This is a genomic window from Pseudomonas fluorescens, assembly GCF_902497625.1.
In the GTDB taxonomy this organism is placed as follows: Bacteria; Pseudomonadota; Gammaproteobacteria; order Pseudomonadales; family Pseudomonadaceae; genus Aquipseudomonas; species Aquipseudomonas fluorescens_BQ.
Genome location: NZ_CABVGX010000015.1, coordinates 62,374 through 78,197, shown reverse-complemented (window position 1 = coordinate 78,197; position 15,824 = coordinate 62,374). Strand labels below are relative to the sequence as shown.

11 protein-coding genes and 1 pseudogene are annotated in these 15,824 nt (G+C 56.4%); 6 read left to right on the top strand and 6 right to left on the bottom strand.

Features of this window, described 5'->3' with window-relative positions:
* Positions 1-14: 14 nt before the first annotated feature.
* The 6 genes from F8N12_RS11595 to F8N12_RS11570 all read left to right on the top strand — a co-directional run bounded on the left by F8N12_RS11595 (position 15) and on the right by F8N12_RS11570 (position 6,359).
* Entirely contained in the window at positions 15-533 is a 519-nt protein-coding gene (locus F8N12_RS11595) for a penicillin-binding protein activator LpoB (RefSeq protein WP_150580556.1), read from the top strand.
* Positions 534-538: 5 nt separating this feature from the next.
* Positions 539-1,906: a PelD GGDEF domain-containing protein gene (locus F8N12_RS11590; protein ID WP_150580555.1), complete on the top strand. Its 1,368-nt coding sequence runs from the start codon at positions 539-541 to the stop codon at positions 1,904-1,906.
* The gene (locus F8N12_RS11585) at positions 1,884-2,873 is read left to right on the top strand and encodes a HEAT repeat domain-containing protein (protein WP_150580554.1); all 990 of its coding nucleotides are present in this window, start codon (positions 1,884-1,886) and stop codon (positions 2,871-2,873) included. Before F8N12_RS11590 ends, F8N12_RS11585 begins: the two co-directional genes overlap by 23 nt.
* Entirely contained in the window at positions 2,870-4,384 is a 1,515-nt protein-coding gene (gene pelF, locus F8N12_RS11580) for a GT4 family glycosyltransferase PelF (RefSeq protein ID WP_150580553.1), read from the top strand. Before F8N12_RS11585 ends, pelF begins: the two co-directional genes overlap by 4 nt.
* Complete coding sequence (pelG, locus tag F8N12_RS11575; RefSeq protein ID WP_150580552.1) at positions 4,385-5,755, top strand: exopolysaccharide Pel transporter PelG; 1,371 nt, start codon at positions 4,385-4,387, stop codon at positions 5,753-5,755.
* A 181-nt stretch (positions 5,756-5,936) separates the two neighbouring features.
* Complete coding sequence (locus F8N12_RS11570) at positions 5,937-6,359, top strand: organic hydroperoxide resistance protein (RefSeq protein WP_150580551.1); 423 nt, start codon at positions 5,937-5,939, stop codon at positions 6,357-6,359.
* Between the two features lie 202 nt (positions 6,360-6,561).
* On the opposite strand, the gene F8N12_RS11565 is transcribed toward F8N12_RS11570, so the two are convergent.
* From F8N12_RS11565 to F8N12_RS11540, 6 genes and pseudogenes are all read right to left on the bottom strand, one after another.
* Positions 6,562-7,107, bottom strand: a complete 546-nt coding sequence (locus tag F8N12_RS11565) for a DUF4410 domain-containing protein (RefSeq protein ID WP_150580550.1) — start codon at positions 7,105-7,107, stop codon at positions 6,562-6,564.
* A gap of 573 nt (positions 7,108-7,680) precedes the next feature.
* Positions 7,681-8,262: an ankyrin repeat domain-containing protein gene (locus F8N12_RS11560; RefSeq protein WP_150580549.1), complete on the bottom strand. Its 582-nt coding sequence runs from the start codon at positions 8,260-8,262 to the stop codon at positions 7,681-7,683.
* Between the two features lie 379 nt (positions 8,263-8,641).
* Positions 8,642-8,728 (bottom strand): annotated as a pseudogene (locus F8N12_RS11555) (Fic family protein); the annotation flags it as partial.
* Between the two features lie 31 nt (positions 8,729-8,759).
* Positions 8,760-12,023: a type I restriction endonuclease subunit R gene (locus tag F8N12_RS11550; protein WP_150580548.1), complete on the bottom strand. Its 3,264-nt coding sequence runs from the start codon at positions 12,021-12,023 to the stop codon at positions 8,760-8,762.
* Entirely contained in the window at positions 12,020-13,393 is a 1,374-nt protein-coding gene (locus F8N12_RS11545) for a restriction endonuclease subunit S (RefSeq protein ID WP_150580547.1), read from the bottom strand. The genes F8N12_RS11550 and F8N12_RS11545 overlap by 4 nt, the downstream gene beginning before the upstream one ends.
* Positions 13,393-15,744 carry a type I restriction-modification system subunit M gene (locus F8N12_RS11540; RefSeq protein WP_150580546.1) on the bottom strand — a complete coding sequence of 784 codons (2,352 nt, stop codon included), beginning with the start codon at positions 15,742-15,744 and terminating at the stop codon, positions 13,393-13,395. The genes F8N12_RS11545 and F8N12_RS11540 overlap by 1 nt, the downstream gene beginning before the upstream one ends.
* Positions 15,745-15,824 lie beyond the last annotated feature (80 nt).

Genomic DNA, 15,824 nt, shown 5'->3' with positions numbered 1-15,824 from the left:
TACGGAGAAAAACTATGCAAGCAATTCGTAATCTGGGCCTGGCCCTCACAGTCCTGTTCGTCGCCGGCTGCGCCAGCTTCACTGATGAAGCCAGCCCGAACCTGTCGCGCAGTGCGCAGTGGGGCATCGTGCCGGTGGTCAACTACTCGCAAACGCCGCAAGCCGGTGAACGCGCCGAGCAGATCCTGCTCAGCGTGCTCAGCAGCCGCGGTCTGCAACCACGGGTTTACCCGGCGAGCACCGAAGGCGAGCAAGCGCTGATGGACGACAACGAGCGTCTGGCCGGCGCCCTCGACTGGGCACGCCAGCAGAAACTCGATTACGTCGTCGCTGGCAGCGTCGAAGAGTGGCAGTACAAGAATGGCCTGGATGGCGAACCGGCAGTGGGCATCAGCCTGCGTGTGCTGGAAGCCAGCACTGGTCGCGTGCTCTGGAGCAAAAGCGGCGCGCGCGCCGGCTGGTCCCGTGAAAGCCTGGCGGGCACCGCTCAAACGGTACTCGACAAACTTGTTGGCGCCCTTCGGTTCGAGTGATTGCAATGAATTCTCCGCACATGGATTACACCCTGGCGCCTCGCGCCAGCGGGCCGGTGTCTTGGCTGGAAACGTTTCTGGTCACCGGCGGGGCTATCGGCCTGGGCTTGTGGCTGACGCCTGAAGACCCGTTGCAAATGCACGGCGGCTTCCCTTGGCCGATTCTGGCGCCGCTGCTGTTGGGCGTGCGTTACGGCTTTGTGCGCGGCCTGCTCAGCGCCGGCCTGTTGGTGCTGGCACTGTTCGTCTTGCGCTTGAATGGGCAGGAAGGTTATGCAGAGCTTGAGCCTTCGTACATTGTCGGCTTGCTGGTCTGCGGCATGCTGGTGGGTGAGGTTCGCGATCTGTGGGAACGGCGCCTGGAGCGTCTGCAGATGGCCAACGACTATCGCCAGTATCGTCTCGACGAGTTCACTCGGGCGCACCAGATCCTGCGCGTTTCCCACGACTTGCTGGAACAGCGCGTCGCCGGTAGCGACCAGAGCCTGCGCAGTTCGCTGCTGGGCTTGCGCGAAAAACTGCGCGTGATGCCGGTCGAGGGCGATGCGCTTGCTGCGCTGGCCGATCCGATCGTGGCCGTGCTCGGGCAGTACGGTGCATTACGTGTGGCCGGTCTGTATCGGGTTGACGAGCGTGGCGAAAACGTTATGCCGCAAGCGTTGGCGACCATCGGCATCATGGGCCCGTTGGGCACTGAAGACGGTCTGGTCAAGCTGTGTCTGGAACGCGGCGAGCTGGTCAGCGTGCGCCAGGAATTGATCGATGCAGGCACTTCGGCGCAGTTCTCTTCGCTGCAGGCGTGCATCCCGTTGATCGACGCAGAAGGCCGTTTGCTCGCTATTCTGGCCGTTCGACAGATGCCGTTCTTCGCCTTCCAGGATCGTACTTTGAGCCTGCTCGCGTTGCTGGGTGGGCACATCGCCGACCTGTTGCGCAGAGACGAGACAGTGCTGCAACTGCCGGACGCCGATGCTCAGCAGTTCACCCTGCAACTCAAGCGTTCGCTGGTGGATGTCGAGCAACACAAACTGGCAGCCGGCCTGTTCGCGTTTGAAATGACCCGTCCCAACGATGAACTGACGCGCTTGCTGGAACGCAGCCAGCGTGGTCTCGATCTGCACTTGCCGGTGCGCAACAGCCGCGATCATCAACTGCTGCTGGTGCTGCTGCCATTGACCAGCCCGCAAGGTACCGAAGGTTATCTGGCGCGGATCAACGTGTTGCTGCATGAGCACTTTGGTATCGACAGTAATCTGGACAGCCTTGGCGTGCGGGTGATGCCTTTCAATCTGGAGCCTGGCTGTGAACGCGACGGGCTGCGTAATTTCCTGTTCAACGAGTGTGGCCTGAATGATCAGCAAGTGGCTGTTTAGCGGAGCCTTGTTGTTAGAGGCAGGCAGCTGGGCCAGTCTGTGGCTGCCGGCGCCCGAGTTACAACAATTGCTGGTGTTCACCCTCAGCCACGGTCTGGCGTGCGCGTTGTTGTGCGCCGCCGTGTGGCTGTTGCTGCCGGCACGTTATCGCGCGCCGTTGCCGTGGAGCCCGCTGTTCATTTTCAGCCTGGCGTTCTTTGTGCCGGTGATCGGTACGATTGGCGTGGTACTGTCGATTTTTCCGGCGCTGTACCTGCCGCGCAAACGCGACAAGCAAGCCTGGCAAGCGGTGGGCATTCCGAGCCTGCCGTTTCGCGCGCAACTGCAATCGCATTCGCCGATTTTCGCCGACGGCGGTTTGCAGGACGTACTGCGTCACGCGCCGGATCCGGATCAGCGCCTCGCCGCTTTGCTCGCCACGCGACGCATGCCGGGCAAGGAAGCAGTGCCGATCCTCAAGCTGGCGCTGGGCGACCCGAGCGATGACGTGCGTCTGCTGGCGTACTCGATGCTCGACAAGCAGGAAAGCGACATCAACCTGCGCATCCAGATTGCACTCGGGCAATTGACCAGTGCCAACGCTAAGGCCGCCGGTGCGCTGCATGGCACGCTGGCGCGCTGGTATTGGGAGCTGGCCTACCTTGGCCTGGCGCAGGGCAGCGTGCTGGATCACGTGCTTGACCAAGCCAGCGACCATGCCAAGCAAGGCTTGCAGGCCGGCGAGGGCGGCGAGCTGTTTTTGCTGGCCGGACGCATTGCTTTGGAGCGTGGTGACATCGAGCGTGCCGAGGTGCTGCTGGGCCAGGCCCAGGACAACGGCATGGGCGCAGCACAAATCCTGCCGTTCCGCGCCGAACTGGCGTTCGAAGCCGGCCGCTATCACGAAATTCCGGGTCTGCTCGCCAGCCTTCCCGAGAAAACCCGCCAGCGTCCACCGTTCGCTGAGCTGGTGAGGAGCTGGACATGAATCACAAGGAAGAGGCACCGGTAGCGGACATCTGTCTGCTCCTCGAAGGTACCTGGCCGTATGTGCGCGGCGGCGTGTCGAGCTGGATCCATCAGATGATACTGGGCCTGCCGGAACTGACGTTTTCGGTGGCCTTCATTGGCGGCCAGCGTTCGGCTTACGGCGAACGCCGTTACGACGTGCCGGCCAACGTCGTGCACATCGAAGAGATGTTCATCGAAAGCGCGGTGCACCCGACGCACACGATCGGCACGCCGCGCGAAGCTGACAAGCAACAGCTGGCGGATCTCTATCGCTTCCTGCATCACCCGGAATTGCCGGAGCCGGAACTTGGTGAGCGTCTGCTCGACCGCATCGCGCAGGGTGACATGACCCTCGACGACGTGTTGCGCAGCCGCGCCAGTTGGGAAGCCTTGAGCGAAGGTTATGCGCAGCATTGCGCCGACCCGTCCTTCGTCAACTATTTCTGGACCCTGCGCACCATGCAGTCGCCGCTGCTGATGCTCGCCGAAGCGTCGCGCAAAATGCCGCGGGCGCGTGTGTTGCACTCGATTTCCACCGGCTACGCCGGGCTGTTGGGCTGCATCCTCAAGAAGCGCTGGAACTGCACCTACCTGCTCAGCGAGCACGGCATTTACACCAAGGAACGCAAGATCGATCTGGCCCAGGCCAGCTGGATTGCCGAGAGTTCCGGGCAAGCCTTGAACCGTAGCCTCGATGCCGGTTCGGGTTACATCCGCACCTTGTGGGTACGCTTCTTCGAGCGCATCGGCCAGTTGACCTACAACAGCGCCGACAACATTATTTCGCTGTATGACGGCAACCGTCAGCGGCAGATCAAGGACGGCGCCGAGCCGAGCCGCACTCAAGTGATCCCCAACGGGATCGACTTGCCGCAGTGGACCTCCGCGCTGCAAGCCCGCGAGCCTGGCATCGCACCGGTGGTCGGTCTGATCGGGCGTGTGGTGCCGATCAAGGACGTGAAGACTTTCCTGCGAGCCATGCGTGGCGTGATCAGTGCGATGCCGCAAGCCGAAGGCTGGATCGTCGGTCCGGAAGAGGAAGACCCGGAATACGTCAGCGAATGCCGCAGCCTGATGGCCAGTCTGGGCCTGGAGGGCAAGGTGCATTTTCTCGGCTTCCAGCGCATCCAGGAAATCCTGCCAAAACTCGGCTTGATGGTGCTGACCTCGATCAGTGAAGCGCAGCCGCTGGTGATCCTCGAAGCGTGGGCGGCCGGTACGCCGGTGGTCAGCAGTGACGTCGGCTCGTGCCGCGAGCTGATCGAAGGCGGCAGTGCTGAAGACCGTGACCTCGGCGTCGCCGGTAAAGTGGTGGCGATTGCCGATCCACAAGCCACCAGCGCGGCGATCCTCGAGCTGTTGCGCAGCCCGCAACGCTGGCAGGCGGCTCAGGCCAGCGGCTTGTTGCGCGTCACCCGTTACTACACCGAAGCCTTGATGCTGCAGCGTTATCGCGACTTGTATAAAGCAGCCATGGAGAACAGTTAAATGGCCGGTATTGGCTTCGAGCTGCGCAAAATACTTTCGCGCGACTCCTACACCTCGACCCTGCACGCTTACGTGTATGCCGGTCTGATCAGCTCCGGGCCGTGGGTATTGTCGATCATCAGCGTGATGCTGGTGGGGATCATCAGCCTGGGCTTGCTGTTGCCGAACGCATTGGTCGGACAGTTTCTGGTCACGGTCACGTACCTGATGGCGACATCGCTGATCCTCACGGGCGGCCTGCAGTTGTTCTTCACCCGCTTCGTTTCCGACCGTCTGTTCGAGCACAAGTACGAGCAGATTCTGCCGAACTTGCTGGGCATTCTGCTGCTGGTCACGATCGCCGCCGGCGTGCTGGGCATCATCGTGCTGGCTCTGCTGTTCGACCAGCCGCTGATCTACCGCCTGCTGGTGCTGGCGAACTTTGTGGTGCTGTGCAACCTGTGGCTGGTGATCATCTTCCTGTCGGGGATGAAAGCCTACAACCGCATTCTGCTGGTGATGCTGGTGGGCTACACGCTGATGGTGGCGAGCGCCTACGTGCTGAGCTTCCTGCAGATGCCGGGCTTGCTGCTGGCGTTGTTGATCGGGCACAGCACGCTGCTGTTCCTGTTCCTCTACGACATCCTGCGCGAGTACCGCGCCGAGAAACTGATCGCCTTCGATTTCCTCGATCGCCGCCAGGTTTTCCTGAGCCTGTTGGCCACCGGTTTCTTCTACAACTTCGGTATCTGGATCGACAAGTTCCTGTTCTGGTTCAACCCCGGCACCTCCAACGCCGTGGTCGGTCCGTTACGCGCATCGATTCTGTATGACTTGCCGATTTTCCTCGCGTACCTGGCGATCATCCCCGGCATGGCGGTGTTCCTGGTGCGCATCGAAACCGATTTTGCCGAATGGTACGACCGTCTGTTCCGCGCTATCCGCGACGGTGAAACCCTGCAGCACATCGGTTCGTTGAAAACCGAGATGACCCTGTCGATCCGTCAGGGGCTGCTGGAAATCTGCAAGGTTCAAGGTCTCACGGTGGTGCTGTTGTTCCTGTTCGCCCCACGTCTGCTGGACTGGCTGGGCATCTCCAGTTACTACCTGCCGCTGTTCTACATCGACCTGATCGGCGTGAGCATTCAGGTGGTGTTCATGGCCTTGCTCAACGTGTTCTTCTACCTCGACAAACGCACCGTGGTGCTGGAGCTGTGTGTGCTGTTTGCGGTGTTGAACGGCGTACTGACCCTGCTCAGCATGTACCTGGGCCCAAGCTTCTTCGGTTATGGGTTTACGCTGTCGTTGCTGGTGTGTGTGCTGTTGGGGTTGCAGCGGTTGTCGAAGGCGTTGGAAGATCTTGAGTACGATACGTTCATGATGTCGCGATAACGTTCCAGGCTGTATGAAAAGGCACTTGCGCCCCAGGCAAGTGCCTTTATTTTGTCCCGATGATTCCGACTGGCGTACTTGAGAGCCGGCGACTCACTGCTACGCTTGAACGCTCGGAGCTGCCGACAAAAGACGACCTGTTCCGGCCCCTCCTTACCCGTCTCGATCAGGAGTCATCGTAATGAGCACTGCACTGGAATCCGTTCTGTATACCGCAAAAACCCACACTGTCGGCGGCCGCACCGGCACCGGCAAATCCAGCGACGGCGAGCTGGATGTGAAATTCAGTTCGCCGGGTTCGGGCAAGCCGGGGACTAATCCCGAGCAACTGTTCGCGCTGGGTTACTCCGCCTGTTTCATCGGCGCGATTCAAGTCGCGGCTGGCAAAATGAAGATCAAGTTGCCGGAGGATACATCGGTGGACGCCGAGGTTGATCTGGGCAAAACCGGCGACGGCAATTTTCAGCTGGCGGTGAGATTGAACGTCAATTTTCCCGGGCTGGAGGAGAGTGTCAAGCGAGAGCTGGCAGAGGCCGCGCATCAGATCTGCCCGTACTCGCGCATGACGCGCGATGGGGTGGATGTTGAGCTGAACGTCGTCTGAACCCCGAACCTTTATAGGAGCAAGCTGGCGCGGGATTCGGAGTGGCATTCCCCCTCAACGTTGATGATATACCGGCTTCGCGCGCAAGCTTCGCTCCTGCAAAAAAACGCCCTGCATGACTTCGCCTGACCAACCCCCGGATGCAACAAAACCCGCACTGGGCGGGTTTTGTGTTTGGGCAATCAATCGCGCGGGAGGGGTGCTACTTGGCCTTAGCGTTCTTGATGTCGCTGATGATTTGCTGAGCGATGGCCTCGACCTGCTCTTTAGTCATCGCCGACATCACACCTTCCCACGCCGATGAGGACGTGTCGTATGTCCGGGTGCCAATCAAGCTTCCAGATTTCAGATCTGTAAAATCAGCGCTCGAATTGACCCAGGCATTGCCGACCATAACGCCCGCGCCATAACGTGCGCCAGGAGTCAGGTAGCGGAAATTGGTCACGTTGATGATGATCCCGACCCCCTCCTTGTTGTTGGCGCTCACAGTTGGAGTCTGGGTAAGGGCATAGCCCGCGCGGACGGCTTCAGCCTGAAGGGCTTCACTCCATTCACGCTGCAAGAGAGGCCAGTCTTCGTTTTGCTGAACCTTGCTGTTTCCCTGGAAACTGACCATCAGATTTTGCTTCGCCGATTGCTGAATGGCCAGAGTCTCAGTGCCACCGCTTTTTACGGACGCGGCGCAACCGGTCAAAAGCGACAGGGCGAGAAAGCAGGAGAGGGGGAGCAAAAATTGAGGAGTTTTCATTGAATTTCCGTATTCGGGAGCGAGGGTGAGGACGTTGGGGTGCACTGCTGGAAAGCGGGCATGGATCGAGTGGTGGCAAAATGATTTCTATTAGCCATGGTGCTGAACATTCAGTGGGACGTCAATCGAAAGGGGAATCACCAGATCCCAGATGCAACAAAACCCGCGCTTGGCGGGTTTTGTTTTGCTTCGTGTTTGGTGGGCCGGGGCCGTTTGAACTGGTCGGTGATGTGCCAGTAATTATTGGGCTTGACGTGCCTCTATGACTCAAGGCATACACAGGGGCATACATGCTGCTGGTTGCTGTGCCGTGCAAGGCAAGAAAAATGTCTCGTGAGGAGTGTTCTTACTGCCATAACCTCAAATCACATTCCTGCTGGGTAATTGCACTGACTTGACCAACTATTTGCATCGGACTGGACCTACACGTTCCGCAACCATGACGGGCAGAAAACGGCCGAGGCTGTGTAAAAATGTTTTAGAACACGTTTGACAGTCGGGGCTGGAGCAATAATCGCATTCCTACGCAAATTCCTAGTCTGTTGATTACACAAGTACCACGAGAACCTGCTTCTAACCCTTGATTTCATGCGCTGACTTCGCCCCATAACTTCGCAGTAGGAAGAGATGATCGGGCCGGCGGACCCCGTACTTGACTGCCATCCGATCCAAGTAATCCAAATAGGACTCCTCCGATACTTGGTCTGCATCGGTAGGTTCTTCAGGTGGACTCATTAACTCAAACTCCTCGTTATCGCGCATCCATACGTTGTAGCAGTAATCGAGTTCAGCCCAGTCGTAAAAGCTATCCGACTCACAGAGGCCCTTGGGCTGGTTCGGGTCGGCACCTGCGCTAAGAAGTATCCCCAGCAGCTCCGAATCCATGCACAACATCGCTGCTGTCAGCGCAGAAGAACCTTCGTCGCCGAGGATGTTGGGATCTGCCCCAAGCTGTAGTAACAAGCGCAGAATCTCACCACAAAGTTGGCTTTGATCCTCAGCTAGCCAAAACACCATCTCTTGCAACAGTGTGTCACCGTTACTATTTAAACCATTAAGATTTGCACCCGCAGCTACTAAGGCGTTGATTTGGTGAAAATCGCCTCTGATAGCGGCCTCATAGACTGCTTGGCTTGCGCCGGGAAATTTACCCATCTTTGGTATCTCTGGCCTAAAGGAAGAACGCGTGCGCATAACGCTTGTAAGGGGGAACGGCTGATTGGTTCTCGTCCCGGTACGAACTGCATTCAAAAAGTGCCCGAGCTTAATCGATAGGCGCGGATGACGCTGGAGTGAGCGCGTTCTTCGCAGATATTGACTAGCTCCCGTAAGAAATCAGAGATTTACCATAAACGCCGTTATTCGCAGTCTCATTCGCTGACCTTGGCTCGGCTTACGGTCAATTTCGGCCCTTGACCACAGGTAGAAAACGGCCACAAGCGGTCTTACGATTGCATTACATGGGTTGCTGGCCTGACGCCTGTGCACGATGCCCTGCAACCATGCATCACTCCCTGTTCAGCACATCTATGATACCCATGCGCCAATTGCCATCGGCAAAGGAGTGAATAAACTCAAACTCGCAGTGAAACACGCAACTGGCTATCAATGGGGGCTGGTCCGTCGCCTCTACGCGAAAGGGCAAAGACGCATCACTCCGCCAGCTTGAGCAAATCAAACACCACCCGCGCAAATTTGTGGGCCTTACTCGGGTCAGATAGGAGCTGGATCATCTGGTTCTGGTGGGCATCGCCGCTGTCCATGATCGCGTCATCGACCGCGTTGGCAAAGTTACCCAGCAGCGCTTGCTCAGCCGTATTGTTGGCCAGTTGCTGCATGACCAAGTGGTTTTCACTGACCTTGTCGCGGATGGTGTAGGCGTAATTCACCATATCTTTGTTGGTTAGTTCATCGGTGATAAACAGCTCGTTGAGCCGTTCGATTATCTGCGAGAGCAGCTCTTCTTTTTTGTCTTTGGCAGTGGCGGAGCCAAGCCCCTCGCCGGGCACCAATTTGTAGTCGGGCGCGTCTTCTTTTAGCTTGAGGTCTTGCTGGCGTATTTTCGACACTCGGTAATGGCTGAGCACGATGCTGTCCAGGTCAATATCATCCTCATCCACCGCACTTTCGCGCAGCATTGGGCTGAGGTTGCGCGCGTATAGGCTGAGCTTTTCCAGCTGTTTATCGTCGTAATCGACGATCTGCGACATGAACTCATAGAAGCGCACGAAAGTTCCCAGGTCTTTTTTGAAGATATCCAAAGCGTCCTTAGCTTGCTTGCATTCCTTCAGGTCGTTTTCTGCGTTGGCGATTAATACTGCATCGTTGGTTTTTTTAATCCGCGCAAAAATCTCTTTCGAGTGCGCATAAGCCTCAACCGCCAGCTTGTAGCTTTTCGTCCAGCGCTCGACGGCCGGTTTACAAATATTGGCAATCGCCGCATTGCTTTTGTTTTTGACGAAGAAGGCCGCGCAGAACTGCTCAACCTCGCTCGACTTATAAATGCCCGATGCGTTGAGCTTCTCGAACAGGTCGAAGATCAAGTCGGGATTGGAAACATCTGCCAGTTCAGCCGTTTGGAAATACGGCTGAAACGAATCGAGAATTTCCTGCGGCTCGTTGAAGAAATCCAGGATGAAGGTGCCGACTTCCGCCTTGCCCGGATAGGTGCGATTCAAGCGCGACAAGGTTTGCACGCACTCGACACCGCCAAGCTTTTTGTCCACATACATGGCGCACAGCTTTGGTTGGTCGAAGCCGGTCTGAAACTTGTTGGCGACGATCATCACTTGATAATCATCGCTATCAAAGGCTTTGCGCATGTCGCGGCCTTTGAGGTTGGGGTTCATGTTGCTCTCAGTGTATTTGTTGCCCAGCAGCGCCACTGAGTTGGGGTCTTTCTCGACGAATTCCACCTCACCGGAGAACGCCACCATGGCATGGAGCTTCTGGTAGCCCTGCTCGACGATGTATTTGTCGAAACACAGCTTGTAGCGCACCGCTTCTTTGCGCGAGCTGGTGACCACCATGGCTTTGGCTTGCCCACCCAGCAGGCCCATGACGTTGCTGCGAAAGTGCTCAACGATCACCTGCACCTTCTGCGCGATGTTGTACTCGTGCAGGCGCACCCACTGGTTGAGCTTGACCTTGGCCTTTTTGCTTTCGACCTCCTGATCGGCCTTATCGATTTTTTGCGCCAGGTTGTAGGCCACTTTGTAGTTGGTGTAGTTCTTCAGCACATCGAGAATAAAGCCCTCTTCGATGGCCTGACGCATGCTGTATACATGGTAGGCCTCGGGCTTATTGGTTTTCGACGGTTGTTCGGCGGGCTTGGGTAAACGGCCAAACAACTCCAACGTTTTGGTTTTTGGCGTGGCGGTGAAGGCAAAGTAGCTGAGGTTTTTCGAGGCTTTGCGTGAGGCCACGGCGGCATCGAGAATGTCCTCAGAGCTGAGTTCATCCTCACCATCGGCCCTGGCCTCGATCATCAGTACTTCTTTCAGCTGCCGTGCGGTCGAGCCGGTTTGCGAGGAGTGGGCTTCGTCGGCAATGATCGCGTAGCTGCGGGTTTTCAGACTGACGCTGTTTTCGATGGCACGGAGCACGTACGGAAAGGTCTGGATCGTGACGATAATAATCGGCTGGGAGTTTTCCAAGGCGCTGGCGAGCTTCTCCGACTTGGAACCGTCTCCCTCCTTGTTATTGATCCGCCCTACAGCGCCATCGACGTGTTCAAACTGATTGATGGTGTCTTGCAGCTGGTCGTCCAGCACGGTGCGGTCGGTCACCACGATTACCGAGTTGAACTGCTTGCTGCCCTGCGCATTGTAGATCGACGACAGCTGGTGGGCGACCCAGGCAATCGAGTTGGACTTACCCGACCCTGCGCTGTGCTGGATCAGGTACTTATGCCCTGGGCCTTCGGTGCGCGCCGCGTTAACCAGTTTATTCACCACATCCCACTGGTGATAACGCGGGAAGATCAGGCTTTCTTTTTTGTACTTACGGCCTTCCCAGTCTTCTTTCTCTTCGATTTGCAGGTGCACAAAGTGGCCGAGAATCGCCAGCAAGTTGCTCGGCAGCAACACCTCGTTCCACAGGTAATCGGTGGCGTACTGATTGAGGTCGGCCGGCACATCGTTACCGGCACCGCCCGCCGTGGTGCCTTTGTTAAACGGCAAGAAGTAAGTAGCCGCGCCCTCCAGCCGCGTGGCCATATAGACCTCGTACTGGCTGACGGCAAAATGCACCAGCGCGCCGCGTTTAAAAGTCAGCAGCGGCTCGGGCTTTTTGGTGGTGGGGTCGATGGCAAAACGGGTGGTCTTGTACTGCTTAATGGCGTTCTGTACGGCCTGTTTAAATTCGGACTTCAGCTCAAGCGTGGCCACCGGCAAGCCGTTAACAAACAACACCAAGTCAATCCGCCAGGCTTTTGCCTTGCCGCCGGTCAGCTCCAAGTGGTCTTGGCTAGCCCAAGGTGAGTACACCAGTTCCGGCACCACCCGGCAGCGGTTCTTGGCGTAGCGCGCCAAGGTATCCGGGTTCAGATCATGCTCGGGCTTAAACTGACACAGGCTAAAGCGCGTACCGCGATGGCGCAGCTCATGGCGCAACACGCCCAGGGTGCCGAAGGTACGCATGTCTTTACTGGCGGCATTCGGGTCGGTTTTATTCAGCTGGCTGGCGACCCGCTCCAGAAAGTGCTGCTCGGGGTTGCTAGGGTACAGCGCGCAGAACCTTTGCCACTGCTCATGCTGCGTTTCTTTAACAAAACCTAACAAGTCTTCGGGGTACAGGGCCAGTTCACGGTTGTAGTGTTCTGCCTTGCCCAGCAGCCAGCCGTTGGCCAGCAAGTGTTTAAGCATGTCGTTTTGAAACGTCAGCTCGTTGGCTTTACCGCCAGCCAATACACTCATGCGGCTACTTCCTTGTGGGTTGGACTGGCTGGCGGCGCGACCCAGTCTCTGACATCGATTTTGCCGGTGACGGCGGCGGAGATTAGGGCGATACGGCGCTCTTGAAGTAATTTAACGATGATGCTCGCCCTAGTTTCTAGCTCATCATATCGTTCTAGCTTTCTAGTCAAATACGCAACAATCTGAACCTGCTCAGAAACTGGAGGAAAAGCCCCGCCAACTTTCAACAAATTTTGAATTGAGAGACGGGGCAAGCCAGCGCCTTTCACAAAGCTTTTTACCTGTTCTACAACGACTTCACTCTGTAGTAAAAAATTAAAGTAGTCCGGCATAACTACTTCTTTATTCGGCCGAATTATAATCAGCGAAGATGCAACTACGAACTCGACCCCCTCTGGGGTTATAGCCGTTTGACCTATGGTTCCGTCCTTGCTGAATAAGATATCTCCTGCAAATGGCATGCAGCCAGTTTTTATCATGTACTCGAAGCTAGCTGGAGTTGTCAGCAAGGCATCGTCGAAATTTATAACGCCATTCTTTATATCTGTAGTAGAAACAAAATGGCGTTCACCGCCTTCAGTCACCGGTGAAATATGGGCCCCATCAGTTACCTCTTCACACATGTGCTTGATCAAGCACACGGTCCAATCCTCCGGCACTTCCCCCAGCCACTCAACACCCGAGTCGCGCAGCTTGGCATTGGGCCCGCCGTTTAATGAAGAGAGGCCTTTGGTGACGGCATGACTAATCTCGGCCTGACGTTTTTCTTTTAGCAGTTGGATAAGCTGTTGTTGCGTTTCGATCAGGGTGTCAATTTTGGCGGTTTCGTGGTCGAGGAAGTCGGCGATTTTCCCCGCTTCCACTTCAGGTAGTGATATAAATCGAATAGAACCCAATCTTTCCGAGTTTAAAATTTTAATAACATTGCCAGTTGAATATTCCTCAAGAACCTCCCTGGCCGCCTGGATAAGATAGTAGTTATACCTAAATGACTCGTTAAAGCATGCAGCTGTAATTTGCTGATTCGTTGTTGTTTCACAGGCTGTGTAGCCAACTTTTCCAATAGTGCCAATACAGCAAATTAAAGTTGAATTTGCTGGCACAGGGCGCATAAGTCGCCAGCCGGACAAGCTGATAAATTTGCTTGCTATCACTGAATCGCTACTATCATTCAAGTCCTCGGGTCGAACCCATGGCAACCCCGTTATTTCATCCGCATAATTATCTCGATCATCTGTAGGCGGCGTTAAACCTGTTTTCAGAGAACATACTCTCTTCAGCGAAGTATTATTCCAATGAGATGGAGTATTTCCAAACCATGCTCCTTCTGAATCCTTGTACTCAGGATACGGCTTATATCGCCCCGCCATTACGAATGCACCTCTTGCAGCAAGGCCATAATCTCGGCGGATACCGCATCCAGATCGGCATCAATCTCAAGCAAATCCCGTGGCGGTTGGTACTGGTAGAAATGCCGGTTAAAGGGGATTTCATAACCGACGATGCCGATTTGCTGGTCCTTCGCATCCTTCTTGCTGGCATCTATCCAGGCATCAGGCACGTGGGGCTGCACTTCTTTAAGGAAGTAGGCTTCGTTGCTGGCGTTAACCGTTTGGCTCGGGTCGAGGGCGACGTTCTCGTTGTCGCGCAGCTCGCTGTCGGTCTGGTATTCCTGCACCTCGCCATTAACCGCAAACAAGCCATACAGCGGGTTGGCTGGGGTTTTGTGGATTTTTTTGATGACCTTGGCGGCGGCTGGGTTCTTCCAGCTCATGGTATCGGTCAGTTGCTTTTTGTCTTTGGCATCCAGGGCGATGCCTTGTTGCTTACCGGCAGCCTTGAGTGCGTCGTCAAAGCTATTGAAATCGTCATGCTGCTCAGTACCGATGCTGGTCTGTAGCTGCTGGGCTTTTAATAACAAACTCTTTTGATCGAGCCAGGTGCGACGGGCGAGCAGGTCTTTCAGGTGTTTCTCTTTCAGGTCGGCGAAGTGCAGTTTGCAGTAACGGCGGATCGCGTCTTCATGGGCGTTCAACTCGCCATAGCGCTTGCAGCTGTCGCCGTCGTTCCAGCACTCGCCTTCCACCGCGCTGAACTCTTGGTAGACCCAACGCATGGCACTGTTGAGTGCGCCGGGGGCGAAACGCAGCTCGGCCACGCGCGCGTCACTGAACTGCCAAGACAGCCGCAACGGCCGCTCGATGCTGATACGCCGGTAACCGAACTCATGGCTGCTGAAGATTTTGCTAGCGAAGGTCTTGGCCACTTCGGCTTTCGGGTTGGCGGCTGGGCGACCACGACTGCTTTTTTGTGCGGCTTGTTTGTCCAGCGCGTAGGCATCGATAGCGGCAAAGCTGCCGAAGGCGCGGATGATGGTGGCGATATCCTCCTCAGCCATTTCATTGCGCTTGGAGCCGAGGGATTTGCGCATTTTGCCGCACAGGTTGACGCCATTAATAAGCTGTACCTTGCCTTTACGTTCAGCGGCTTTTTTGTTCGACAGCACCCACACATAGGTGGAGATGCCAGTGTTGTAGAACATATCGGTGGGCAGCGCGACTATGGCTTCGAGCAAATCGGCTTCGAGAATATAGCGGCGGATTTCCGACTCGCCAGAGCCCGCGCCGCCGGTAAACAACGGCGAGCCATTGAGGATGATGCCAATCCGCCCGCCACCCAGGGAGCCGTCGCGCAGCTTGCTAATCAGGTGCAGCAGGAACAACAAGGAACCATCGCTAACCCGTGGCAAGCCCGCGCCAAAACGGCCGTTGAAGCCTTTTTCAGCGTGTTCGGTGCTGATCTCTTGCTCGATCTTCTTCCAGTCCACGCCAAACGGCGGGTTGGAGAGCATGTAGTCAAACTCGGTGGCGTACAGCTGGTCGTTGGACAGGGTGTTGCCGAGCTTGATGTTGCTGACGTCCTGACCCTTGATCAACATGTCGGCTTTGCAGATGGCGTAACTCTCGGGGTTGAGCTCTTGGCCATAGGCGCGCATCACGGCCTGCGGGTTGAGCTCGTGCACGTACTCCATGCCGGAGGAGAGAAAACCGCCAGTGCCGGCAGTGGGGTCGTAAATGGTGCGGATGATGCCGGGCTTGGTCAGGGCATCATCGTCTTCCATAAACACCAGGGAAGTGGTGAGCCGCACAATATCGCGCGGGGTGAAGTGCTCGCCGGCGGTTTCATTCGAGCCTTCAGCAAAGCGACGAATCAACTCTTCAAACACCAGGCCCATGTCGTGGTTGGACACCGCTGCCGGGCTTAAGTCGGTCAGGCGTACCCGCTGCACAAACTTGTAGAGCAGGTTGGCATCGTTGAGCTGGCCGAGGAATTCAGTGAACTTAAAGTGCTCAAAAATCTCCCGCGCATCCTTGGAGAAACTCTGCAAGTAGGACTCCAGGTTGGCCTTGATGCCAGCCTCGCCGAGCTTGGACATGTCCATTTTCGAGGTATTGAAAAACGACAAGCCCTCTGCTTGGCCGGGCAGTTTGGTGGCGCGCAGCAGCAGTTTCTCTTGGGCCTCCTCAGACACGCCAAGCTGCTGGATTTTGTCGTACTCAGCCAACACCGCCGCCTTGCTGGCCTCTAACACGCACTCCAAGCGCCGCAACAGGGTAAACGGCAGAATGATCCTCCCGTACTGGCTCTGCTTAAAATCGCCACGCAGAAGATCAGCCAAAGACCAGATGTAGGCGGCCAGGTTGTTGGAGGTTTGCGACATGAGTGGAAATCCCTTTGGTGCTGGGTGCTGATATTGGCACCCGCACGCTGATGAAAAAATTTGGATGCATTATGCGGCAA

What these genes read in the sequence shown, in the direction of transcription:
- F8N12_RS11595 (WP_150580556.1), top strand. Translation starts at nt 15, where the DNA reads ATGCAAGCAATTCGTAATCTGGGCCTGGCCCTCACAGTCCTGTTCGTC.
- F8N12_RS11590 (WP_150580555.1), top strand. Translation starts at nt 539, where the DNA reads ATGAATTCTCCGCACATGGATTACACCCTGGCGCCTCGCGCCAGCGGG.
- F8N12_RS11585 (WP_150580554.1), top strand. Translation starts at nt 1,884, where the DNA reads ATGATCAGCAAGTGGCTGTTTAGCGGAGCCTTGTTGTTAGAGGCAGGC.
- pelF (WP_150580553.1), top strand. Translation starts at nt 2,870, where the DNA reads ATGAATCACAAGGAAGAGGCACCGGTAGCGGACATCTGTCTGCTCCTC.
- pelG (WP_150580552.1), top strand. Translation starts at nt 4,385, where the DNA reads ATGGCCGGTATTGGCTTCGAGCTGCGCAAAATACTTTCGCGCGACTCC.
- F8N12_RS11570 (WP_150580551.1), top strand. Translation starts at nt 5,937, where the DNA reads ATGAGCACTGCACTGGAATCCGTTCTGTATACCGCAAAAACCCACACT.
- F8N12_RS11565 (WP_150580550.1), bottom strand. Translation starts at nt 7,107, where the DNA reads ATGAAAACTCCTCAATTTTTGCTCCCCCTCTCCTGCTTTCTCGCCCTG.
- F8N12_RS11560 (WP_150580549.1), bottom strand. Translation starts at nt 8,262, where the DNA reads ATGGGTAAATTTCCCGGCGCAAGCCAAGCAGTCTATGAGGCCGCTATC.
- F8N12_RS11550 (WP_150580548.1), bottom strand. Translation starts at nt 12,023, where the DNA reads ATGAGTGTATTGGCTGGCGGTAAAGCCAACGAGCTGACGTTTCAAAAC.
- F8N12_RS11545 (WP_150580547.1), bottom strand. Translation starts at nt 13,393, where the DNA reads ATGGCGGGGCGATATAAGCCGTATCCTGAGTACAAGGATTCAGAAGGA.
- F8N12_RS11540 (WP_150580546.1), bottom strand. Translation starts at nt 15,744, where the DNA reads ATGTCGCAAACCTCCAACAACCTGGCCGCCTACATCTGGTCTTTGGCT.